The 22,229-nt window shown below is 67.6% G+C and carries 16 protein-coding genes; 11 read left to right on the top strand and 5 right to left on the bottom strand.

Translation table 11 applies throughout. From position 1 onward, the window contains the following. The 10 genes from lgt to LEL84_RS05420 all read left to right on the top strand — a co-directional run bounded on the left by lgt (position 1) and on the right by LEL84_RS05420 (position 16,199). A complete protein-coding gene (gene lgt / locus LEL84_RS05465; RefSeq protein ID WP_226513517.1) occupies positions 1-1,764 on the top strand; it encodes a prolipoprotein diacylglyceryl transferase in 1,764 nt (587 codons plus the stop codon). Between the two features lie 272 nt (positions 1,765-2,036). Further along, a complete protein-coding gene (gene gltB, locus LEL84_RS05460; protein WP_226513516.1) occupies positions 2,037-6,608 on the top strand; it encodes a glutamate synthase large subunit in 4,572 nt (1,523 codons plus the stop codon). Next, a complete protein-coding gene (locus LEL84_RS05455) occupies positions 6,601-8,106 on the top strand; it encodes a glutamate synthase subunit beta (protein ID WP_137808510.1) in 1,506 nt (501 codons plus the stop codon). Before gltB ends, LEL84_RS05455 begins: the two co-directional genes overlap by 8 nt. A 174-nt stretch (positions 8,107-8,280) precedes the next feature. Continuing rightward, complete coding sequence (gene pyk / locus LEL84_RS05450; protein ID WP_137808511.1) at positions 8,281-9,705, top strand: pyruvate kinase; 1,425 nt, start codon at positions 8,281-8,283, stop codon at positions 9,703-9,705. Between the two features lie 64 nt (positions 9,706-9,769). Beyond that, the gene (locus LEL84_RS05445; RefSeq protein WP_205332994.1) at positions 9,770-10,648 is read left to right on the top strand and encodes an acyl-CoA thioesterase; all 879 of its coding nucleotides are present in this window, start codon (positions 9,770-9,772) and stop codon (positions 10,646-10,648) included. Between the two features lie 25 nt (positions 10,649-10,673). Beyond that, positions 10,674-11,183, top strand: coding sequence for a hypothetical protein (locus tag LEL84_RS05440; protein WP_226513515.1), 510 nt, complete (start codon positions 10,674-10,676; stop codon positions 11,181-11,183). Positions 11,184-11,404: 221 nt separating this feature from the next. Continuing rightward, the gene (locus LEL84_RS05435) at positions 11,405-13,390 is read left to right on the top strand and encodes an ABC transporter ATP-binding protein/permease (RefSeq protein WP_065632355.1); all 1,986 of its coding nucleotides are present in this window, start codon (positions 11,405-11,407) and stop codon (positions 13,388-13,390) included. 108 nt (positions 13,391-13,498) lie between these two features. Next, positions 13,499-15,328: an AMP-dependent synthetase/ligase gene (locus tag LEL84_RS05430; protein WP_226513514.1), complete on the top strand. Its 1,830-nt coding sequence runs from the start codon at positions 13,499-13,501 to the stop codon at positions 15,326-15,328. Positions 15,329-15,381: 53 nt separating this feature from the next. Continuing rightward, positions 15,382-15,852, top strand: coding sequence for a DUF6325 family protein (locus tag LEL84_RS05425; RefSeq protein WP_065632357.1), 471 nt, complete (start codon positions 15,382-15,384; stop codon positions 15,850-15,852). A 41-nt stretch (positions 15,853-15,893) separates the two neighbouring features. Further along, positions 15,894-16,199 (top strand): SHOCT domain-containing protein, encoded by a 306-nt coding sequence (locus tag LEL84_RS05420; protein ID WP_065632358.1) that lies wholly within the window; start codon positions 15,894-15,896, stop codon positions 16,197-16,199. Positions 16,200-16,614: 415 nt separating this feature from the next. Here the strand turns inward: LEL84_RS05420 and eutC are convergent, their stop codons facing one another. The 3 genes from eutC to LEL84_RS05405 all read right to left on the bottom strand — a co-directional run bounded on the left by eutC (position 16,615) and on the right by LEL84_RS05405 (position 19,215). Next, positions 16,615-17,418 carry an ethanolamine ammonia-lyase subunit EutC gene (gene eutC, locus LEL84_RS05415; RefSeq protein WP_065632359.1) on the bottom strand — a complete coding sequence of 268 codons (804 nt, stop codon included), beginning with the start codon at positions 17,416-17,418 and terminating at the stop codon, positions 16,615-16,617. Then, positions 17,415-18,824, bottom strand: a complete 1,410-nt coding sequence (locus LEL84_RS05410; RefSeq protein WP_226513513.1) for an ethanolamine ammonia-lyase subunit EutB — start codon at positions 18,822-18,824, stop codon at positions 17,415-17,417. Before LEL84_RS05410 ends, eutC begins: the two co-directional genes overlap by 4 nt. 163 nt (positions 18,825-18,987) lie before the next feature. Next, on the bottom strand, positions 18,988-19,215 hold the full coding sequence (locus LEL84_RS05405; RefSeq protein ID WP_065632361.1) for a dodecin: 228 nt from the start codon (positions 19,213-19,215) through the stop codon (positions 18,988-18,990). A gap of 113 nt (positions 19,216-19,328) precedes the next feature. On the opposite strand from LEL84_RS05405, the gene LEL84_RS05400 reads away from it, so the two are divergent. Beyond that, entirely contained in the window at positions 19,329-19,718 is a 390-nt protein-coding gene (locus LEL84_RS05400) for a YchJ family protein (protein WP_226514250.1), read from the top strand. 7 nt (positions 19,719-19,725) lie between these two features. Here LEL84_RS05400 and LEL84_RS05395 read toward each other — a convergent pair whose 3' ends face one another. Together LEL84_RS05395 and LEL84_RS05390 are read right to left on the bottom strand one after the other, a co-directional pair. Next, on the bottom strand, positions 19,726-20,658 hold the full coding sequence (locus LEL84_RS05395; protein WP_226514249.1) for an antibiotic biosynthesis monooxygenase: 933 nt from the start codon (positions 20,656-20,658) through the stop codon (positions 19,726-19,728). Between the two features lie 79 nt (positions 20,659-20,737). Next, complete coding sequence (locus LEL84_RS05390) at positions 20,738-22,135, bottom strand: amidohydrolase family protein (protein WP_159371003.1); 1,398 nt, start codon at positions 22,133-22,135, stop codon at positions 20,738-20,740. Positions 22,136-22,229: the final 94 nt, after the last annotated feature.

The following is a 22,229-nucleotide window of genomic DNA, read 5'->3' as shown; positions in this document are numbered from 1 at the left end:
GTGATCGCGCCGACCTCGACGATGCTCGCCTACCTCCCGAGTCCGCCTCAGGGCGTGTGGGAGATCGGACCCTTCCCGCTACGCGCGTATGCGTTGTGCATCATCGTCGGCATCATCGTCGCCGTCTGGTGGGGCAACCGCCGATGGATGGCCCGCGGCGGCCAGGACGGCGAAGTTCTCGACGTCGCGATCTGGGCGGTCCCGTTCGGCCTCATCGGTGGCCGGCTCTACCATCTCATCACCGATTGGAAGACGTACTTCGGTGCCGATGCGCTGAAGGAACCGATCGACGCACTGAAGATCTGGGACGGCGGACTCGGTATCTGGGGCGCGGTCGCGCTCGGTGCGGTGGGCGCGTGGATCGGCGCTCGTCGGCGCGGCATCCGCCTGCCCGCCTTCGGCGACGCCATCGCGCCGCCGATCCTGTTGGCACAGGCGATCGGTCGCCTCGGCAACTACTTCAACCAGGAGCTCTACGGACGCGAGACCACACTCCCGTGGGGCCTGGAGATCTACGAACGCGAGAACGCCGCCGGGTACTCCGACCCCGGACTGATCGACGGCGTGTCCAACGGCGTCGTGGTCGCGGTGGTCCATCCGACCTTCCTCTACGAGCTGCTGTGGAACGTGCTCATCGTCGTGCTCCTGGTGGTCGTCGACCGGTACTTCCGCATCGGGCACGGCCGGTTGTTCGCGCTCTACGTCGCGGGCTACTGCCCCGGCCGGTTCTTCATCGAATTGCTGCGCGACGACCGCGCGGCCGTCGCCAACGACATCGCGGGCATCCGACCGAACCTCTTCACCGCGGCGCTGGTGTTCCTCGCCGCCGTCGTCTATTTCGTGGTCGCGCCCAAGGGACGCGAACAGGGACTGGAGATGTATCACGACGACCGTGCCGCGGAGCTCGCGGAGCAGGGTGTCGCCGGGTACGTCGACGACTGGTACGACGAGGACATCGAACCGGAGCCGAGTCCGGCGGCCGCCGCCGGGGTGGCGACGGGTGCGGCCGGATCATCCCTGTTCGATTCCGACGACCAGGGTCGGAAGGCGGGCGCGGTGGGGGAGCCGTCCACCGACGACACCGCCGGCACGGATGACCCGGTTGCGGCCGCACACCCCGTGGCCGCGGGCAGCGATGCGGAGCCGGGCGTCGAACCGGACACGGACTCGACGACCGAAGCGGAGCCGGGCGCCGAACCGGAGCCGGTTGCCGAACCGGAGCCGGTTGCCGACGGTCCGGTCGAGCCGGGCGAGGACACCGTCGAGGCCGGTGGCGAAAAGCCGGTCGACGAAGCGCTCGACGAGGAAGCGCTCGACGGGGCCGAGTCGGACACCACCTCGCACCCCGAAACTCCGACAGACGAAGCGGTCGACCTCGGGGCCGACGAGGAGACGACCTCAGCGACCGAGGCCGGTACCGAGGCCGGAACGCCCGCTCAGCCGGAGACGGCGACGTCGCCGGGGGACGAACCGGCTGCCGGCGAGACCGTGGACTCCGCAGACCCTGAGGCCGACGACGACATGGACGCGGCCGACAAGGACGACTCGACCACCGGCTCGGTCCCCGACGCAGCCCCGGTTGCCGACGCCGATCCGGTTGCCGACGCCGATCCGGTCGCCGACGCCGATCCGGACATCGACGCCGACGCGGTCACCGACACCGCCGATCCCGCCGAGGAGTCGGATACCGACATCCCGACGGACACCCCCACCGACACCACACCGGGTGCCGGTGCCGGTTCCTCCGACGGAGACAAGTCCTGACGTTCGGTCCTGCCACGAGCTGATCCGTCGGCAGGGTCACAGGTCGCGGGTGACGACGCCTCCCCGGGTGTTCGGATAGGATCGGATCTCACGGTGCGCGATCCTCCGCCCGGTACCGACCGTTCCAGAGCACGCAAGCGCTCAACGGTTCTGACTCAACCCGGTACCGATCTCGGCACGGTCATTCGTACGCCGCGCAATGCTCCACGGGCCAGTGCTGTCCCATTGGACACTCAGCAGCGAGCCGGTTCTCGGTTCGAGTGGAGGTAGTGATGCTGTTTTCTGCGCTGCCGGCCAAGCAGGGTCTGTACGACCCGGAGGCCGAGGTCGATTCGTGTGGTGTGGCCATGGTCACCGACATCCACGGTCGCCGTTCGCATTCGATCGTCGCCGACGGGTTGCTGGCGCTGGAGAACCTCGAACATCGAGGTGCGGCCGGGGCGGAGACCAACAGCGGTGACGGCGCGGGAATCCTGATCCAACTCCCCGACGAGTTGCTGCGCGACACCGTCGACTTCGACCTACCCGAGCCCGCCGCGGACGGGTCGAACAGCTACGCCGCGGGAACGTGCTTCCTGCCCATGGACCCCGACCTGCGCCGCGCGGCGATCGAGCGGGTCGAGGCCCTCGCCGCCGACGAGGGCATCACCGTGCTCGGCTGGCGGGACCTCCCCGTCGACCACGAACACGCCGACGTCGGCGGGACGGCCGTCGCATGCATGCCGTACATGATGCAGCTGTTCGTCACCGTCGACCCGGCGCCCGGCGCCGACCGCATCGCCGGGCTCGCGCTCGACCGCCTCATCTACCCGTTCCGCAAGCAGGCCGAACGGGTGACACCGGAGATCGACGAAGCCGGCACCGGGCTGTACTTCCCATCGCTGTCGAGTCGAACGATGGTCTACAAGGGCATGCTCACCACGATGCAGCTCCCGCTGTACTACGAGGATCTGCGAGATGACCGCTGCCTCAGCGCGATCGCCATCGTCCACTCCCGGTTCTCCACCAACACCTTCCCGTCGTGGCCGCTCGCGCACCCCTTCCGGTTCGTGGCGCACAACGGCGAGATCAACACCGTGCGCGGCAACCGGAACCGGATGCGTGCCCGCGAGGCGCTCCTCGAGACCGACCTCATCCCCGGCGATCTCAAGCGCGCATTCCCGATCTGCACGCCCGAGGCCTCCGACTCGGCGTCGCTCGACGAGGTCCTCGAACTCCTGCACCTCGGCGGTCGGGACGTCCACCACGCGGTGATGATGATGGTGCCCGAGGCGTGGGAGAACGTGCCCGACATGGATCCCCGTCGTCGGGCGTTCCTGCAGTTCAACTCCTCGCTCATGGAGGCCTGGGACGGTCCCGCGTGCGTCACGTTCACCGACGGCACGGTCGTCGGCGCGGTCCTCGACCGCAACGGACTGCGTCCGGGCCGGTGGTGGCAGACCCGCGACGGCCGGGTCATCCTCGCCTCCGAGTCCGGTGTGCTCGACGTCCCGGTCGACGACGTGATCAGCAAGGGCCGGCTCGAACCCGGCCGCATGTTCCTCGTCGACACCGAGCAGGGCCGGATCATCCCGGACGAGGAACTCAAGGGCGAGCTCATGAACGCCGAGGCGTACGACGAGTGGTTGCACGCCGGGTTGCTCGACATCGCCACGCTCCCGGACCGGCCGGTCTTCCAGCCCAACCACGACACCGTCGTCCGCCGGCAGATCTCCTTCGGTTACACCGAGGAGGATCTGCGCGTACTCCTGACCCCGATGGCGGCGTCGGGCTACGAACCGCTCGGATCGATGGGCACGGACACCCCGGTCGCGGTGCTGTCGCAGCGTTCGCGCCTGCTCTACGACTACTTCGTCGAGTTGTTCGCCCAGGTCACGAATCCGCCGCTGGATGCGATCCGCGAGGAGATCGTCACGTCGATGAGTCGCGTGATGGGTCCGGAGCAGAACCTGCTGCGGCCGTCCGCGGCGTCGTGTCGCCAGATCATGGTGCACTGGCCGGTGCTGGACAATGCCGAGTTGGCCAAGCTCGTCCACATCAACGACGACGGTGACAATCCTGGTCTGTCGGCGAAGGTGCTGCGGGCGCTGTACGAGGTTTCCGAGGGTGGTGCGGGTCTCGCCGCGGCGCTCGAGGACCTTCGGCTGCGGGCCAGTCAGGCGATCGCGGAGGGCCACACGACGCTGGTGATCTCCGATCGGCTCACCGACGCCGAGCACGCGCCCATCCCGTCGCTGCTGGCTACCTCGGCGGTGCACCACCACCTGGTCCGTACCAAGGAGCGGACGCGGGTCGCCCTCGTCGTGGAGTCCGGCGATGCCCGCGAGGTCCACCACATCGCCACCCTGATCGGATTCGGGGCGGCCGCGGTCAATCCCTACCTGGCGCTCGAGACCATCGAGGATCTGATCGCCGAAGGCGAGCTGACCGGGGTGACCCGGGCCAAGGCGATCGGCAACTATCTGGAGGCGCTGGGCAAGGGTGTGCTGAAGGTGATGAGCAAGATGGGTATCTCGACCATCAGCTCCTACACCGCCGCACAGGCTTTCGAGGCCGTGGGATTGTCGTCGGAGGTGGTGCGCGAGTACTTCACCCGGACGGTGTCGCGGATCGAGGGCGTCGGACTCGACGAACTGGCCGAGGAGGTGCGCATCCGCCACCACCGGGCCTTCCCGGAGAACCCCACCGAACAGGTCTACCGTCGACTCGAGGTCGGCGGCGAGTACCAGTACCGCCGCGAGGGCGAATTGCACCTGTTCTCGCCCGAGACCATCTTCCTGCTGCAGCACGCCACCAAGACCGGCCGGGCCGAGATCTTCCAGAAGTACTCCGACGAGGTCGACCGGCTCTCGCGTGAGGGTGGCACCCTGCGCGGACTGTTCGACTTCGATCTCGATGCGCGCGAACCGATCCCGCTCGACGAGGTGGAGCCGGTCGAGGACATCATGAAGCGCTTCAACACCGGCGCGATGAGTTACGGATCGATCTCCGCGGAGGCCCACGAGACCATCGCGATGGCCATGAACCGGATCGGCGGCCGGTCGAACTCGGGGGAGGGCGGCGAGGACGTCGAGCGTCTCTACGATCCGGAACGCCGCAGCGCGGTCAAGCAGGTCGCGTCGGGCCGGTTCGGCGTGACCAGCGACTACCTCATCAACGCCACCGACATCCAGATCAAGATGGCGCAGGGTGCCAAACCCGGTGAGGGCGGCCAGCTCCCGGCCTACAAGGTGTATCCGTGGATCGCGAAGACCCGGCATTCGACGCCGGGTGTCGCGCTGATCTCGCCGCCGCCGCACCACGACATCTACTCGATCGAGGATCTCGCCCAGTTGATCCACGACCTGAAGAACGCGAATTCGCAGGCACGCATCCATGTGAAGCTGGTCAGTGCGGTCGGCGTGGGGACGGTCGCGACCGGGGTGTCGAAGGCGCACGCCGACGTCGTCCTCATCTCCGGGCACGACGGCGGCACCGGCGCGTCGCCGCTGACCTCGCTCAAACACGCCGGCACGCCGTGGGAGATCGGCCTCGCCGACGCCCAGCAGACGCTGATGTTGAACGGCCTGCGCGACCGCATCACGGTGCAGTGCGACGGGGCGCTGCGCACCGGGCGCGATGTCATCACCGCGGCCTTGCTCGGCGCCGAGGAATACGGGTTCTCCACCGCGCCGCTGATCGTCGCCGGGTGCATCATGATGCGCGTTTGTCACCTCGACACGTGCCCGGTCGGCGTCGCCACCCAGAATCCGCTGTTGCGGTCCCGCTTCACCGGTCAGGTCGACCACCTGGTCAACTTCTTCCGCTTCATCGCCGAGGACGTCCGGAAGTATCTGGCGCAGTTGGGTTATCGCACGCTCGACGACGCCATCGGGCAGTCGCAGCGTCTGCACACCGACGCGGCGGTCGCGCACTGGAAGTCCAAGGGGCTCGACCTCAGCCCGATCTTCCGCAAGGTCGAGGACAAGGGACCGAGTCGTCGGGTGCGGGGCCAGGAACACGGCCTCGAGCGCGCGCTGGACCAGACGCTGATCCAGCTCGCCGAGGGTGCACTCGAGGACGCACACCCGGTGACCCTGGAGTTGCCGGTGCGCAACGTGAACCGGACGGTCGGCACCCTGCTCGGCTCGGAGGTGACCCGGCGGTACGGGGCCGACGGCCTCGCCGACGACACGATCACGGTCAGGCTCGAGGGCTCGGCCGGGCAATCGCTCGGGGCCTTCCTGCCGCCGGGAGTGACGATCCGGTTGACCGGTGACACCAACGACTACGTCGGAAAGGGATTGTGCGGCGGCAAGATCGTCGTCACGCCGAATCCCGACTCGCTGTTCGTCGCCGAGGACCAGGTGATCGCCGGCAACACGATCCTCTACGGGGCGACCTCCGGCGAGGTGTACCTCAGAGGCCGAGTGGGCGAACGCTTCTCGGTACGCAACTCGGGTGCGACGGCGGTCGTCGAAGGAGTGGGCGACCACGCCTGCGAGTACATGACCGGTGGCCGGGTGGTCGTCCTCGGACCAACGGGACGCAATCTCGCGGCCGGCATGTCGGGTGGTATCGCGTTCGTCCACGACCTCGATCCCGCGAAGGTCAACATGGCCATGGTCGAACTCCTGCGTCCCGACCCGGAAGACCTCGCCTGGCTCAAGCACACCATCGCCACGCACACGGAACTGACCGGTTCCGCGATCGGCGCATCGATACTGGCCGACTGGCCTCGACGCTGCCTGGCGTTCACCAAGGTGATGCCCACCGATTACAAGCGTGTCCTCGACGCGGCCCGGATGGCCGAAGCCGAAGGGCGCGACGTCGATTCAGCGATCATGGAGGCGGCACGTGGCTGACCCGCGCGGGTTCCTGGAGGTCCCGAAGAAAGAGGCGAAGTACCGTCCGGTCGCCGAACGCGTCCAGGACTGGGACGACGTCTACGAACACGCCGACAATCCGATCAAGGTCCTCGACGAGGTCAGCGGACAGGCCCGCCGGTGTATGGACTGCGGTATCCCGTTCTGTCACTCCGGAACCGCGGGTTGCCCACTGGGCAATCTCATCCCGGAGTGGAACGACCTCGTCCGGCGCGGCCGGTGGGATGCCGCGAGCAGCAGGCTGCACGCGACCAACAACTTCCCGGAGTTCACCGGGATGGTGTGCCCGGCGCCGTGCGAGTCCGCCTGCGTGCTGTCGATCTCCGAACCGGCGACCGGCGGCAGCGTGACGATCAAGCGCATCGAGAAGACCATCGCCTACGAGTCGTGGGCCGAAGGCATCATCGGGCCCGAGCCGCCCGAGTCCACGACCGGCAAGTCGGTCGGGGTCGTCGGCTCCGGACCCGCGGGACTGGCTGCGGCACAACAGCTCACCCGGGCTGGTCACGACGTCACCGTCTACGAGCGCGACGACCGTCTCGGCGGTTTGCTCCGCTACGGCATCCCGGAGTACAAGCTGCAGAAGTCCGACATCGACCGACGTATCGCCCAGATGCGGGCGGAGGGAACGACCTTCGTCACCAACTGCGACGTGGGGGCCGACCTGTCCGTGGCTGATCTACGCGCGAACCACGACGCGGTGGTCCTGGCCATCGGTGCGATGGAGGCACGCGACAACCCGGTGCCGGGGCGGGAGCTGAACGGCATCCACCTCGCCATGGAGCATCTCGTGCCCGCCAACAAGGAGTGCGAGGGCGACGGGCCGTCACCCATCACCGCCGCGGGCAAGCACGTCGTGATCATCGGCGGTGGTGACACGGGAGCCGACTGCCTGGGTACGGCGCACCGTCAGGGCGCGGCCTCGGTCGTGCAACTCGACTACAACCCGGAACTGCCCGGGCAGCGCGACGACGAACGGTCGCCGTGGCCGACATGGCCGTTGATCATGCGGACCTCGAGCGCACACGACGAGGGCGGCGAACGGCTGCACCAGGTTGCGGTTCAGCGATTCGAGGGTGACGAGGACGGCAACGTCACGACGATGGTGCTCGCCGAGGTGGAGGTGACGCGCGATGCCGACGGGCGCCGCGAGATCACGCCGGTGAGTGAGGAATTCGAGATCCCCTGCGAGCTGGCCCTGTTCGCGATCGGGTTCGCCGGGGTACGGGGTGGGGCGCTGCTCGCCGATCTCGAGATCGAGCCGAACCGGCGCGGCGTCATCTCCTGCGGGAGCGACTGGCAGACCGACGCCCCGGGCGTGTTCGTCTGCGGTGACGCCCACCGCGGCGCGTCGCTCGTGGTGTGGGCGATCGCGGAAGGTCGCTCGACCGCGCGTGCGGTCGACGAGTTCCTGGTCGGCGAGTCCGACCTCCCGTCTCCGGTCCGTCCGGCGTCCCTGCCCCTGTCGGTGCGCTGAGCAGGCCCTCGCCGCCACCCAACGGGCTCGGTCGAACACACGCGGCCGCAACAAGTTAAGTAAATTTCATACTCGGCGGTAGCGGCTCGCCACCAGCGGTAACAGCCGGTGGCGGGCCGGTGACATGTCGTCGGCGACATGGAGATGGACCATGGACGGGACTAAGGTGTTCTTGTGACACGCCGAACCAAAATCGTCTGCACCCTGGGCCCCGCCACCGCGAGCGACGAGCGACTGAAAGAGCTCGTCGAAAGCGGCATGGACGTGGCCCGGATGAACTTCAGCCACGGCACGCATGAGGACCATGCGGCCGTCTATGCGCGCGTCCGCAAGGCCTCGGACACCACGGAGAAAGCCGTCGGCGTCCTCGCCGACCTACAGGGCCCCAAGATCCGGCTCGGCCGTTTCGACGGTTGTGACGGCTCGACCGTCTGGGCGACCGGCGAGCAGGTGCGCATCACCGTCGACGACGTCGTGGGCGACCACGACCGCGTCTCGACCACCTACAAGCAGCTCGCCGAGGACGCCAGCCCCGGCGACCGCCTGCTCGTCGACGACGGCAAGGTCGGCCTCGCCGTGTCCGCGGTCGAGGGCAACGACGTCCTCTGCACCGTGACCGAGGGCGGCCCGGTCAGCAACAACAAAGGGCTGTCGCTGCCCGGGATGAGTGTCTCGGTGCCGGCGATGTCGGAGAAAGACATCGCCGACCTGGAATTCGCCCTCGAACTGGGCGTGGACATGGTGGCGCTCTCCTTCGTGCGCAGCCCCTCCGACATCGAACTGGTCCACGAGGTGATGGACCGCGTCGGCCGCCGGGTGCCGGTCATCGCGAAGCTCGAGAAGCCCGAGGCGATCGAGAACCTCGAGGCCATCGTGCTGGCCTTCGACGCGATCATGGTCGCCCGTGGCGACCTGGGCGTCGAACTGCCGCTCGAGGAAGTGCCGCTGGTGCAGAAGCGGGCCATCCAGATGGCCCGTGAGAACGCGAAGCCGGTGATCGTGGCGACGCAGATGCTCGACTCGATGATCGAGAACTCGCGCCCGACCCGGGCCGAGGCCTCCGACGTGGCCAACGCGGTCCTCGACGGTGCCGACGCGGTCATGCTGTCCGGCGAGACGTCGGTGGGCAAGTACCCGCTCGAGACGGTGCGGACCATGGACCGGATCTGTCGGGCGGTCGAGACCGGCCCCCGTGACGTGCCGCCGCTGTCCCACGTGCCGCGTACCAAGCGCGGTGTCATCTCCTACGCGGCGCGCGACATCGGCGAGCGCCTCGAGGTGAAGGCGCTGGTCGCGTTCACCCAGTCCGGGGACACCGTGCGTCGACTGGCCCGTCTGCACTCGCGCCTCCCGTTGCTGGCGTTCACGCCGACCCAGGCTGTCCGCAGCCAGCTCGCGCTGAGCTGGGGAACCGAGACGTTCATCGTCGACCACGTCGACACGACCGACCACATGATCGACCAGGTCGACCATCAGCTGCTGCGTATCGGCCGACTCAGCGAGGGTGACGTCGTGGTGATCGTGGCCGGGGCCCCGCCCGGGACGGTGGGTTCGACCAACCTGATCCACGTGCACCGGATCGGCGAGCAGGACCACTGACCGCGTCCGCTCCTGCTCGGACCGGTGCACCACGCGGCCGCGTCCGAGTTCTAGGGTGTGAGGCATGACCGTGGACCAGGCCGGGGATCTCGGCAAGCTACTCGCATTGCTCGACGTCGAACGTCAGGGCGATGACCTGTTCATCGGGCACCATCCCGAGCAGGTCACCGCCCGGACGTTCGGCGGTCAGCTGCTCGGCCAGGGGGTCGTCGCGGCGGCCCGGAGTCTGAGTCGGGGAAATCCGCCCATCCACGCCCTGCACGCGCACTTCATCCGTGGTGGTGATGTCACCAAACCGTTGGAGTACCACGTCGACCGGTTCCGCGACGGCAGGTCGTTCGCCAATCGTCAGGTGACGGCCAAGCAGGACGGCGAAGAGATCTTCACGATGCTGGTCGCGTTCCAGGACAACACTTCTGGGCTCGAGCACGCGGTGGAGATCCCCCAGGTGCCCTATCCGGAGGAATTGCCCACTCTCGGTGAGCATTTCAAGGGCTACGAGGACCGTATCGCGGCCTTCGTGAATGCGTTGCACCCCATCGACATCCGTTTTGCGAACGATCCGAGCTGGAAGGCGAAGGAGGCGGGGGCGAAGCTGACCGACAACCGGGTGTGGATGAAGGCCGACGGCACGATGCCCGACGACCCCGTGATGCACGTCGCCGCAATGTGTTACGCCTCCGACACCACGGTGCTGGACTCGATCATCACCACCCACGGCCTCTCCTGGGGCATGGACCGGTTGTTCGCCGCGACCGTCAATCACTCGATGTGGTTCCACCGCGAGTTCCGGTTCGACGACTGGCTGCTGTACGCCACGCGGTCCCCGGTCGCGACGGGGTCACGCGGGATGGGGTCGGGCCGGTTCTGGATGCGCGACGGCACTCTCGCGACGTCGGTCGTGCAAGAAGCGCTCATCAAGTACTTCCCGCCCAAGAAGTGACCGCACGGGTCTGCAGGGGGAGCTGATGGATCGCGGCACGGGCGGGTCGATGACCCCGGGGTACGGCCCCGCACACGAGATGTGGTTGGACCCCGGCCCACCGCTGCCGCGCCGGACATGGCAGCGGCGTACGCGTGTCCCGGTCATCGTCGCGACCGCGGTCGCGGTGATCGTCTTCGCGGTCGTCGTGGGTGTCGCGGTCGTCGCCGGCCTGCTGACCACGCCCACGTTCACCGCCAAGGGCGGGGTCGTTGCGGATTGTCTGACCGAGAACGCCGCGCTCCCAGACGGCGGCACGTTGGCCCGCGGCGCACCGGTCGTCCTCTTCGACGCGGCCGGCGGGGAGGTCGCCCGCACCACGCTGTCGGTGTTCCTCCGCGGCGACGACGGGTGCCAACTCACCTTCGAGGTGAACGGCGTGGACTACACCGACGCGGGCTATCTCGTCAGCGTCGGCGATGCCGACCGTCGCTTCTCGGAGTCGGTCTCGACCGCGGCGCTCCAGCAGGGCGCGGTGCTGCGCCCGCTGGGCTGACGTCACCAGAACCGCTCGGCAAAACCGACATTCCGCGCTCCCGGCGGCCGGTCGGCGCTCCGTCGACGCGGTTGCCCGGACACCGGGTGAACGCCGGGTTAAACTGCGCCGGATCATCGTTGAGGCCCGGACCCGTTGTGGCGACGGGGTCCTCGCTGCGATCGACCGGGGTTTGTCGACCGTGATGCCCGCCGCCGGGCCATCCGACGCGAGGAGTGTGCGTGGAGTACAGCATCGACTGGGGCAACGAGGTGTGGGCCAGTCTGAAGTGGTTGGCGATCGCGTTTGCGATCTCGGCCGTGGCCATCCTGGTGATCGGATATCTGCTGTCGCGGTTCAGCCGGTGGGGCGGCCCGCTGTGGCGGGTGATCGGCGGGTTCTTCACCGACCCGAGAACCCGGGTCTGGGCGTGGGCGCTGGTCGTCGTCCTCACCCTGCTGTCGTTGCTCGGTGTGCGGCTGAGCGTCCTGTTCAGCTACTGGAGCAACGACCTGTACACGTCCCTGCAAACCGCGGCCGAGGGCATCGCGACGGGCGGGCCCCAGGGAGCGGAGATGCTCCAGATCGGCAAAGACGCGTTCTGGCATTCGATCACGATCTTCGGCATCCTCGCCGCCACTCACGTCGTCCGCACCATGGTGGAGATCTATGTCGGTGCGGCTTTCGAGATCCGGCTCCGCTACTGGCTGACCGAAGGGGCGACGGCCGACTGGATGTCCGGCCGTGCCTTCTACCGCAACCGATTCGTCGACCTCAGCGCTGGACTGTTGCGGCGCAGACGATTCGGGCGCGGTAAGTCGGATCCGCAGCGACGGGCCGTCGACATCCACCCCGGCGTCGACAACCCGGACCAGCGTATCGAGGCCGACATCACCAACATCGCCACCGTCGGCTCGTCGTTGTTCTGGGGCGGCGGTGGGGTCTCGACGAACGGTGTGCTCCCGGCGTGTGCGTCGATCGTGTCGTTCTCGGTCGTGCTCTGGGACCTGTCCGGGCCGGTCACGCTGTTCGGCGTCGAGATCCCGCGCATGATGATGTGGCTGGTCCTGGTCTACGTTCTCGTCGCCAGCGTGGTCGCGTTCGCCATCGGACGCCCGCTGATTCGACTGAACTTCTGGCGCGAACGCCTCACCGCGAACTTCCGCTACGCACTCGTCCGCGTCCGTGACAGCGCGGAGAACGTCGCCTTCTACAGCGGCGAGCGCGTCGAACACAACAACCTCATGACCAGATTCCGTGCGGTCGTCAAGAACTTCTGGCAGATCATCCATGTGCAGCTGGCGTTCGTCGGCTGGAACTTCAGCGCGTCGCAGCTCGCGGTGGTGTTCCCACTTCTCGTGCAGGCACCGCGGTTCTTCGACGGTCAGATCAAGCTCGGTGACATGACGCAGACCGCCAGCGCCTTCGGCGAGATGCACGACGCACTCTCGTTCTTCCGGAACGCCTACGACGATTTCACCGCTCTGCGCGCGTCGATCATCCGTCTCGACGGTCTCGCCGACGCCGATGCACGGTCGCGCACCATGGCCCAGGTCACGACCGTGGATCGCGAACGCGCAGTCGCTCTGTCGGACGTCGACGTGAAGACCCCGAGCGGCGACGAACTCATCAGCGCGCTCAACCTGTCCCTGGCACCCGGGGCCGCTCTCGTCGTCAAAGGGCGGTCGGGCTCGGGCAAGACGACACTGCTCCGCGGCCTCGCCGGACTGTGGCCCTTCATCGACGGCGAGTTCACCCGGCCGCCGGGGGAGCACACGCTGTTCCTGTCGCAGATGCCCTACATCCCGCTGGGGGATCTGCGCACGGCGGTCGCCTACCCGGCACTGCCCGACGACGTCGGTGACGAGGCCATCAAGGCGGCGCTCGAGAAGGTCTTCCTCCCGCATCTGGCAGACCGGCTCCACGACGAGGAGGACTGGGTCAAGGTGCTCTCCCCGGGCGAGCAGCAGCGCATCGCCTTCGCGCGCATCCTGTTGACCCGGCCGCAGGCCGTGTTCATGGACGAGGCGACCTCGGCTGTGGACGAGGGGCTGGAGTACTCGCTGTACTCGCTCGTCCGCACGGAGCTGCCGGAGACGATCCTGGTGTCGGTGAGTCACCGCAGCACCACCGACCAGCATCACACCGACCTGCTTGAACTGACCGGTGGCGGCGCCTGGAATCTCGAGTCGCTGACCGAGCGTCCTTCGCTCGACAAACGGTCCTGATCTGGGGTTTTTGTCAACAGTTCACCATTCACCGGAACCGGCCGTGACGCGCGCCCGAACTGGCTAATGTGACGTGCAACACATCACTTCGGCCAGTCGAGGACTGTCATGACCGCTGCAGAGACCATCACCTTCCCCCATCAGACCGGTGTCGCAGTGGCGACGCTGCCCGCCGCGTTCCAGCAGACGGTCACCGTACGGCCCGACGCCGTCGCCATCCGTACGGTCGGTGGGCTGCAGGAGATCACGTGGACGGAGTACGCCGCGCGCGTCGAAGCCATCGCCGGCGGGCTCGCGGCCCTGGGGGTCAAGCGCGGCGACACCGTCGGGATCATGCTGACGAACCGCCCCGAGTTCCACCTCGTCGACGCCGCGGCGCTGCACCTCGGCGCGGTTCCGTTCTCGATCTACAACACGAGTTCGCCCCAACAGATCGAGTACCTCTTCGGCAACGCGGAGAACTCCGTCGTCGTCACCGAGCAGGTGTTCCTGCCCGCGATCACCGCCGCGGCGACCGGGGTGTCCACCACGATCGTCGTCGACGGCGTCGCGACGGGCGCGCTGTCGCTGGCCGATCTCGAACAGTCCCCGCCGCCGGCCGGATTCGACTTCACCGCGGCATGGCAGGCGGTGGAACCCGAGGACCTCGCGACCCTGATCTACACCTCGGGCACCACCGGCCCGCCGAAGGGCGTCGAGATCACCCATCGCAACATCGTCGCCGAGATGACGGCGCTCGCCGAGATCGTTCAGGCGGGCTTCGACGACCGTGCCATCTCGTATCTGCCCGCAGCGCACATCGCCGACCGGGTCTCCTCCCACGCCGCGAACATGATGCGCGGCATCCAGATCACCACGGTGCCCGATCCCCGGGAGATCGCCGCGGCCCTTCCCGACGTGCACCCGACGTTCTTCTTCGGGGTGCCGCGGGTGTGGCAGAAGATCCGAGCGGGGATCGAGGCGAAGTTGGCCGAGGAGTCCAGCCCGGTCAAGAAGGCGCTCGCGGACTGGGCGTTCCGCGCCGGGGCCTCGGCGGCGCAGGCCCAGATCGACGGCAAGGGCTCCGGCGGTCTCTCACACGGTCTCGCCGATCGCCTGGTGCTGCGCAAGGTCCGCTCCGCACTGGGCCTCGACCAGGTCTCCTTCGCCGGATCGGGTGCGGCCGCGATCCCACCGGAGGTGCTGAAGTTCTTCCTGGGACTCGGTATCCCGGTTCTCGAGGTCTGGGGGATGTCGGAGACCACCGGCGTCTCGACGATGACGACCAGCGACAACCTCCGGATCGGAACCGTCGGCAAACCGGTCCGCGGCATGGAGGTGAGACTGGCCGACGACGGAGAGCTCCTCGTCCGCGGACCGGTCGTGATGCGCGGCTACCGCAAACAGCCCGACAAGACGGCCGAGACGATCGATGCCGACGGCTGGCTGTCGACCGGTGACATCGCGACGATCGACGGTGACGGCAACGTGACCATCGTCGACCGCAAGAAGGAACTGATGATCAACGAGTCCGGGAAGAACATGTCGCCCACCAACATCGAGAACGCGATGAAGGCGGCGTCGTCGCTGATCGGTCAGGTCGCGGCGATCGGCGACGGCCGGCCCTATGTGTCCGCGCTCGTGGTTCTCGACCCGGATGCGGCGGCCGCGCGGGCCAAGCGACTCGACCTGTCCGGTGCCGACCTGACCAAGTTGTCCTCGCACCCCGATGTGGTGGACGAGGTGGCGGTGGCAATCCGTGCCGGAAATCGGTCACTGTCCCGCGTGGAGCAGGTCAAACGATTTACCATCGTGCCGACCGCCTGGGATCCCGGCGGCGACGAGCTCACCCCCACGATGAAGTTGCGCCGCAAGCCGATTGCGACCAAGTACGCCAGTGAGATCGGCGAACTGTACGAGGCGCAACCGGGACGTTCGGTGGTGGATCTGAGGTCGTGACCGGGGCCCGCTGCCAGACGGTCACATCGACGGCACGAGACAGGGAGAAGGAATTGGACGACCAAGCAGGTGTCGACCAGACGGCTGACCGCGAACTCGGACCCATCGACTACATCGTGGTCGAGTGGACGGGCAAGCAGCCGACCGGTGAGGCACTTCCACATCTCATCGATCTGATCGACCGCGGGATCGTGCGACTGATCGACATCGTCTTCATCACCAAGGACGCCGACGGTACGGTCGCCCGGCTCGAGATCAACTCGCTCGGCGCTGATTTCGCGATCTTCGACGGCGCGGCGACCTCCCTGCTCGACGACTCCGACCTCGCGGAGGCGGCCACGGTGATCGATCCGGGGTCGAGCGCGGCCGTCCTCGTCTGGGAGAACGCATGGGCTGCTCCGTTCGCCACGGCCGTCCGAAAGGGCGGCGGACAGCTCGTCGCTTCGGGCCGGATACCGGTGAACGCACTGCTCGCCCAACTCGATGCGGCCGACGAGGCGGCGCCGGCCGCTCCGACCGCGTAGCGCACTGCGACCACCGACCTGAAACCTCGAAAGGACAGACCATGCCAGGACTTCTCCGCGGCGTCGCCCGCACCGCCGTCATCTCCGGCACCGCGACGGCGGTGAGCAACCGGGTGTCCCGACGCCAGGCGAGCCGATGGGCTCAGCAGGGTGCCGCTGCCCAGGACCCACGGGCACAACAACAGTACGCACAACCCCAGTACGCCCCGCCGCCTCAGCAGCAGGCGCCCGCATCGACCCCGACGGACACCATCTCGGCGCTGAAGGAGCTCGGAGCCCTGTACCAGCAGGGCATCCTCACCGAGGCCGAGTTCGCCGCACAGAAGGCGAAGATCCTCGGGACCTGACCCCTCCGCTCCCTGATCCGAAAAAAGCACAGACCCAACTGGTCCCTGAGGTGCGAGGAGCGTTAGCGACGAGCCACGAAGGGCCGGGTGAGACACGTATGGAGTCCTTCGAGGCTCGCTTCGCTCGCACCTCAGTAGCTGCACCTGGCGGCCGTCGTGGACTAGAACGAACTCGTTGTGCTCGGAGCGGGCCCAATTACTGCTCCCTGAGGAGGCCGGAGCTTGCGGAGGCCGTCACGAAGGGTCTTGGTGAGATGCGTCGTCAACCCTTCGTGGCTCGTCGCTATCGCTCCTCGCACCTCAGGGAGCAATGGTTATGTCGTCCTTTTGGATAAGGGAGCAGGTTGTGTCGTTCTTCCGGATTGGGGAGTAGAAGGAGGCTCGTTTCGCTCGCACCTCAGGGAGTGAAACGCACTCACGACTCGTGCGGGAGTGCCTCCGCGTCGTCGATCTGCGCGAGGGCGTCCGTGCGCGACATGTCCTTCAGTGCGACACCGGATCGTCCGAGTTTCCGGGCGCCGTCGATGAGCGCGGCAGTCGTCCGCGCGGCGACGTCGTAGTGCAGACCGTCGGGCGGGTGGATGTTCGAGATGCAGTTCCGGTCGGAGTCGGCGCGTCCCGGCCGGGGGAGGTGGGTGAGATAGACGCCCAGGCTGTCGGCGACCGAGAGGCCGGGACGCTCGCCGATGATCACGATGAGCGTGCTGACGCCGAGCGCCTCGCCGATGTGATCACCGAGGGCGACGCGGGCCTCGGTCGCGATGACCGGCGGCGCGATCGAGTACCGGCCGTCGAATTGACGTAACAGTGCCGCGACCAAGCCGCCGCCGTGATCGGTGAGGGCGCGAGGTGACAGTCCGTCGGCCAGCACGATCCCTATCTCGGCGTCGGCGTGCGGGAGCTGCGAGAGATCTTCGGGTAGCCGGCCGAGGTCGGGTCGGCGCAGGTACTCGCTGCGCGTTGCCGCGCGACTCCGGACCACGATCGGGGGATCGAGGTCGAGTTCGCCGATCGCGCGCGTGAGATCCTCGACGTCGAGCGGCTCGTGGACGGCGTCGCGGGCGACTGCGTGAGCGGACTGGAACTCGAGAACTCGTTGCGACGGAAGCGAATTGCCCGCGCGTCCGAGTCCGATCCGGGCCTGTGTGCTCCGGCGCAGCTCGGTCCAGGGGTCCGGGGTCGGCTGATCGTCCGCGGGTGCGGGCTGGGTCGGCGTCATCGCCCGGACGCCAGTGGCAGGAGTGGGGATTCGCCCGGATCGACCGGCAGGATGCGACCGGCGCCGTCGGTCATGCCGAGTCGCGCCAGCCAGGATTCGAACTCCGGCGCGGGCCGCAGTCCGAGTGCCTCACGGACATAGAGGGCGTCGTGAAACGACAGGCTCTGATAACCGAGCATCACGTCGTCCGCCCCGGGCACGGCGATGACGAACGCGGCGCCGGCGACGCCGAGCAGGGTGAGCAGCGTGTCCATGTCGTCCTGGTCGGCCTCGGCGTGATTGGTGTAGCAGACGTCGACACCCATCGGGAGCCCGAGCAGCTTGCCGCAGAAGTGATCTTCGAGTCCCGCGCGGATGATCTGTTTCCCGTCGTAGAGATATTCGGGTCCGATGAAGCCGACGACGGTGTTGATCAACAACGGTTTCAGCATCCGCGCCACCGCGTAGGCCCGCGTCTCCAGGGTCTGCTGGTCGACCGGCTTGCCGCCGGTGCCGAGATGCGCACCGGCCGAGAGGGCCGATCCCTGACCGGTCTCCAGGTACATCACGTTGTCGCCGACGGTTCCGCGGCGCAGCGACCGTCCCGCCTCGTCGGCCTCGCGCAAGATGTCCAGGGTCACGCCGAACCCCTTGTTGGCGCCCTCGGTGCCCGCGATCGACTGGAACACGAGATCGACCGGCACCCCCTGCTCGATGAGGTCGACCGTGGTCGTCACGTGCGACAGCACGCACGACTGCATCGGGATCTCGAAACGCTGCCGGATGTCATCGAGCATGTGGAGCAGGTCGGCGGTCGCCCGCGGCGAATCCGACGCCGGGTTGATCCCGATGACCGCGTCGCCGCAGCCCATGAGCAGGCCGTCGAGGGTCGCCGCGGCGATGCCGCGTGGGTCGTCGGTGGGGTGATTGGGCTGTAGGCGCGTCGCGATCCGGCCGGGCAGTCCGATGGTCGAGCGAAAGGCGGACGTCACCCTGGTCGCCGCCGCCACCAGGATCAGGTCCTGGTTCCTCATGATCTTCGACGCGGCGGCCACCATCTCGGGGGTCAGTCCGGGGCCGACGCGGGCGAGACGTTCACCGGCATCGGATCGGGTGGCGATCTCCAGCAGCCAGTCCCGGAACCCGCCGACGGTCAGGTCGGCGATCTCGGCGAACGCGGTCCGGTCATGGGTGTCGACGATCAGTCGGGTCACCTCGTCGGACTCGTACGGCACCAGCGGCTCGTCGAGAAATCGGCTCAGTGGCACATCGGCGAGTTGCCATGCGGCCGCGGCACGTTCGGCGTCGGAGTCGGCGGCGCAACCGGCCAGTTCATCGCCGGATCGGCGTGGGGTGGCCTTCGCCATGAGTTCGACGAGGCCGTCGAACCCATAGGTGGTGCCGGCGATCGTCTGTGTGTACTTCATCGGATCGACCGGCCGGGGAGGAGCTGAGTGCGCGTCATGATCCCCCGAAGTCTAGGTTCGGACCCGACCGGGCGCATGCCGAACGCGGGCGTCTCCTCGCACCGTCGGGGCCGAGATCGGTGCGTTCCTCACCGCCGCGAACTCACGGCGGTGAGGTCGCGGGTCACTGTGCCGCGTCGGCAGAGGACTCGAGCGTGAAACCGATCTTCAGCGTGACCTGGAAGTGCGCGATCTGACCTTCCTCGATGTGGCCGCGGGTCTCGGTGACCTCGAACCAATCGAGATGCTTGACGGTCTGCGAGGCACGCGCGATCGCGTTACGAATGGCGTCGTCGGTGCCGGTCGATGACGATCCGACCACTTCGATGACTCGATACACATTGTCCGACAAGGTAATCGCTCCAATCGTGAGAACATCAGGGCATAGTCCGCGGTGGGTCCGCCGCCCGGGCGGGCCGCCACTCCTGTCTACCCTACGATCGAGGGGTGAAACGCGGTTCGGAAATGCGGGACGTCCCCGAGAGATGCCCGTGCACGTCCGGCTCGTCGCTCGGCGACTGCTGCGGTCCCGTTCTCGCCGGTGAGCGGGCCGCGCCGACCGCAGAGACGTTGATGCGTTCGCGTTTCACCGCTTTCGCGCTCGGCGATCGGAATCATCTGCTCGCGAGCTGGCATCCCGACACCCGCCCCGCCGCACTCGATCTGGACGAGTCGATGCGTTGGTACCGCCTCGACATCGAGTCGAGTAGTGGCGGTTCACTGTTCGAGGTCGAGGGAGAGGTCACGTTCACGGCCCACTATCGGCGAGGTGCGGAGCGTGGATCGCTGCACGAGCGCAGTCGCTTCCTTCGAGCGAACGGCCGCTGGCTGTACGTCGACGGGATCGTGGGGTGAGCCGAGATCAGGCGTCGGCGTAGTCCCAGAACTGGAGCCACGTCACGTTGGCGAACACCGTCAGACACAGGAGGTAGAGGAGCAGGACCGTAGCCGCTCCCGCGATGTTGCTCCGCCAGTTGCTTCCGTCGACCGGATCGAGCCACCGCCGGAACGGGCGTGAGGCCCATGGCATCAGCCACCACTGCATGAGCGAGACGCTGACCACCTGGCTCAGCCACAGTGCCAGCCACGGCTCCGCACCGAGACGATCGAGTGTCGGGCCGAGGAACCTGGAGAGGGTCATCACGGTCGGGTACAGGACCAGCAGCACCATCATCGCCGACTTCCAATTCGGTGTCTGCAGAATCCGGCCGCGATCGGTGCGCACCGTGGTGCCGAAGGCCGTCGTGCTGGCCATCGTCTCGAAATCATGGGTCAGGCTCGAACGCAGCCCGGCGAGCGCTTCGCTGCGTCGGCTCGACGAGACCCAGGACGCCAGCTGACGGTCCGTGCGGAACCGCAACACCGACAGCGATGTCTCCTGTTGCGCATCGACGAACAGCGCGGTGCCCTCGTAACCACCGAACTCGCTCGCTGCGTCGGTCAGCACGTGTTGTGCCGCAACGAATTCGGGCACCGCTCCGGCGACGATGTCGTGCCGGAACGCGCCGACACCGGGCGGGGGCGACCGCCCGTCGACGAGTTCGAGCACGGGCGTCGCCGGTAGCCAACCGCGCGCTCGTCCGGCATCGAGCGCCGCGCGGTGACCCGAGCTGTCGAGCCAACGGTCCAGGGCGTCCTCGTCGACGAAGGTGGTGGCGACCGCCGGGTCGAAATGTCCGTCGGTCACCGCCGAGATCGCGACACCCAGACAGCCGTCGGAGTCGGTGGCCGACGCGGCGAGTGTCGCGGCCCACTCCGCGAAATCGCCGGTGTCGCCGGCGTGGAAGACCGACACCGCGATGATCGCGGTGCCTGTGGCGTCGTGGGTGGTGACGATCGTCGTGTCCTCGGGTCGCCGATTCATGGGCTGCCGGTCAGACGGTGACCCGACGCCCCTGGACGTAGACCTCGGCGATGGACGACTCGCGCAGGCCCATCAGCAGGCCGAACAGGGTCTGGTCGCGGGCGAGATCGGCATCGTCGGACCGGACGGCGTTCTCCAGCGTGGACTTCAGGGCGTCCACGGGTTCGATGACCAGGAAGTCGGCTTCCTTGCCCTCATCGAAGTTGCCGAAACGGTTCTCCATGTCGAGTGCCCGGGCCCCGCCGACGGTCCCGATGAACAGCATCTCGGCAGGGTGCATCGACACCCCGGCGTCTCCGGGCTCGGTGATGTGCTGTTTGAAGGCATCTCCGAGTACGCGCGGGACGAGCCATTCGTCGCCGCCGCCGAAATCGGTTCCGGCGGAGATGTTCACACCCGCCGCCACGGTGCGCTTCCACGGCATCGTGCCGGATCCGAGGAACAACTGAGACACCGGACAATGCGAGATCGAGGTACCGGTTTCGGCCATGCGCGCGAGTTCGGCGTCCTGGCAGTGCACGCAGTGCGCGAGGATGGTCCGCGGACCGAGCAGGCTCTTGCCGCCGACCTGCGATCCGGGCAGGAACTTCCCGTCATAGGTGTCGAGGTAGGAGTCGACCTGGTAGACCTCCTTGGTGGTGTCCACCTCTCCGGTGCCGGGACGGTTGTTCTCGTTGAGGTGGCTGTGGACGTAGACGCCCTGCTCGCGGTATTCGTCGTAGAGGTCACCGAGGTTCTTCAGCGTCTCGGTGGTCACCGAGAGAGAGAACCGCGGGACGATCGCGACGTGGAGCAGCGCCGTCCGGTAGTCGCCGGTGTCGGCGGCATGCCACTTGTCGATCTCGGCCCGGGTGAGGCGGATCGCCTCCTCCTCCGAGGTCAGCAGCGGCTTGGCGGTGTCACCGCCGACGGTCTGGATGCCGCGGCCGGCCACGATACGCAGCCCGGCCTTCTGGGTCTCGGTGAACAGGGAATCCTGGGCGTGGGGGAAGGCGGAACCGAACACCATCATCGCCGTCGTACCCGCGGCGACCCGTCGCCTGGTGAACTCGACCGCGGCGGCCTGGGCGAATTCGTGGTCGGCGAACTTGGATTCGGACGGGAAGATGCACAGATTGAGCCATTCGAGCAGTTGCCCGCCGCCGTAGGAGTCGCCGGCGTAGGTCTGCGGGAAGTGGATGTGGGTGTCGACGAAGCCCGGGATGAGATACCCGCTCGGGTGCTCGTGCGCCTCCGCGCTCGCGAATTCGGAAGGGAGCTCGGATCTCTCGCCGGCGAACTTGATCGTGCCGTCGTCGCCGACCACCAGAGCTCCGTCGGGTATCGATACCAGCGCGTCCACCGCCTCGGTGATCGCGGGACTGCCGGCGAGATGGAAGATGTGCCCGTAGTGGACGGTGTCGGTCATCGGTGCTCCTCGGGCATCGGGGTCACAAACTCGGATCGTCATCGGAGGTCCACCCGGGTGCCTGTGATCGTCCTCGGATCTCGGACGCGGTCGG

This window comes from Gordonia sp. WA4-43, assembly GCF_020520305.1.
Lineage (GTDB): Bacteria > Actinomycetota > Actinomycetes > Mycobacteriales > Mycobacteriaceae > Gordonia > Gordonia hongkongensis.
Note: the sequence above shows the minus strand (reverse complement) of the source record. Positions and strands in the feature narration are given on the sequence as shown.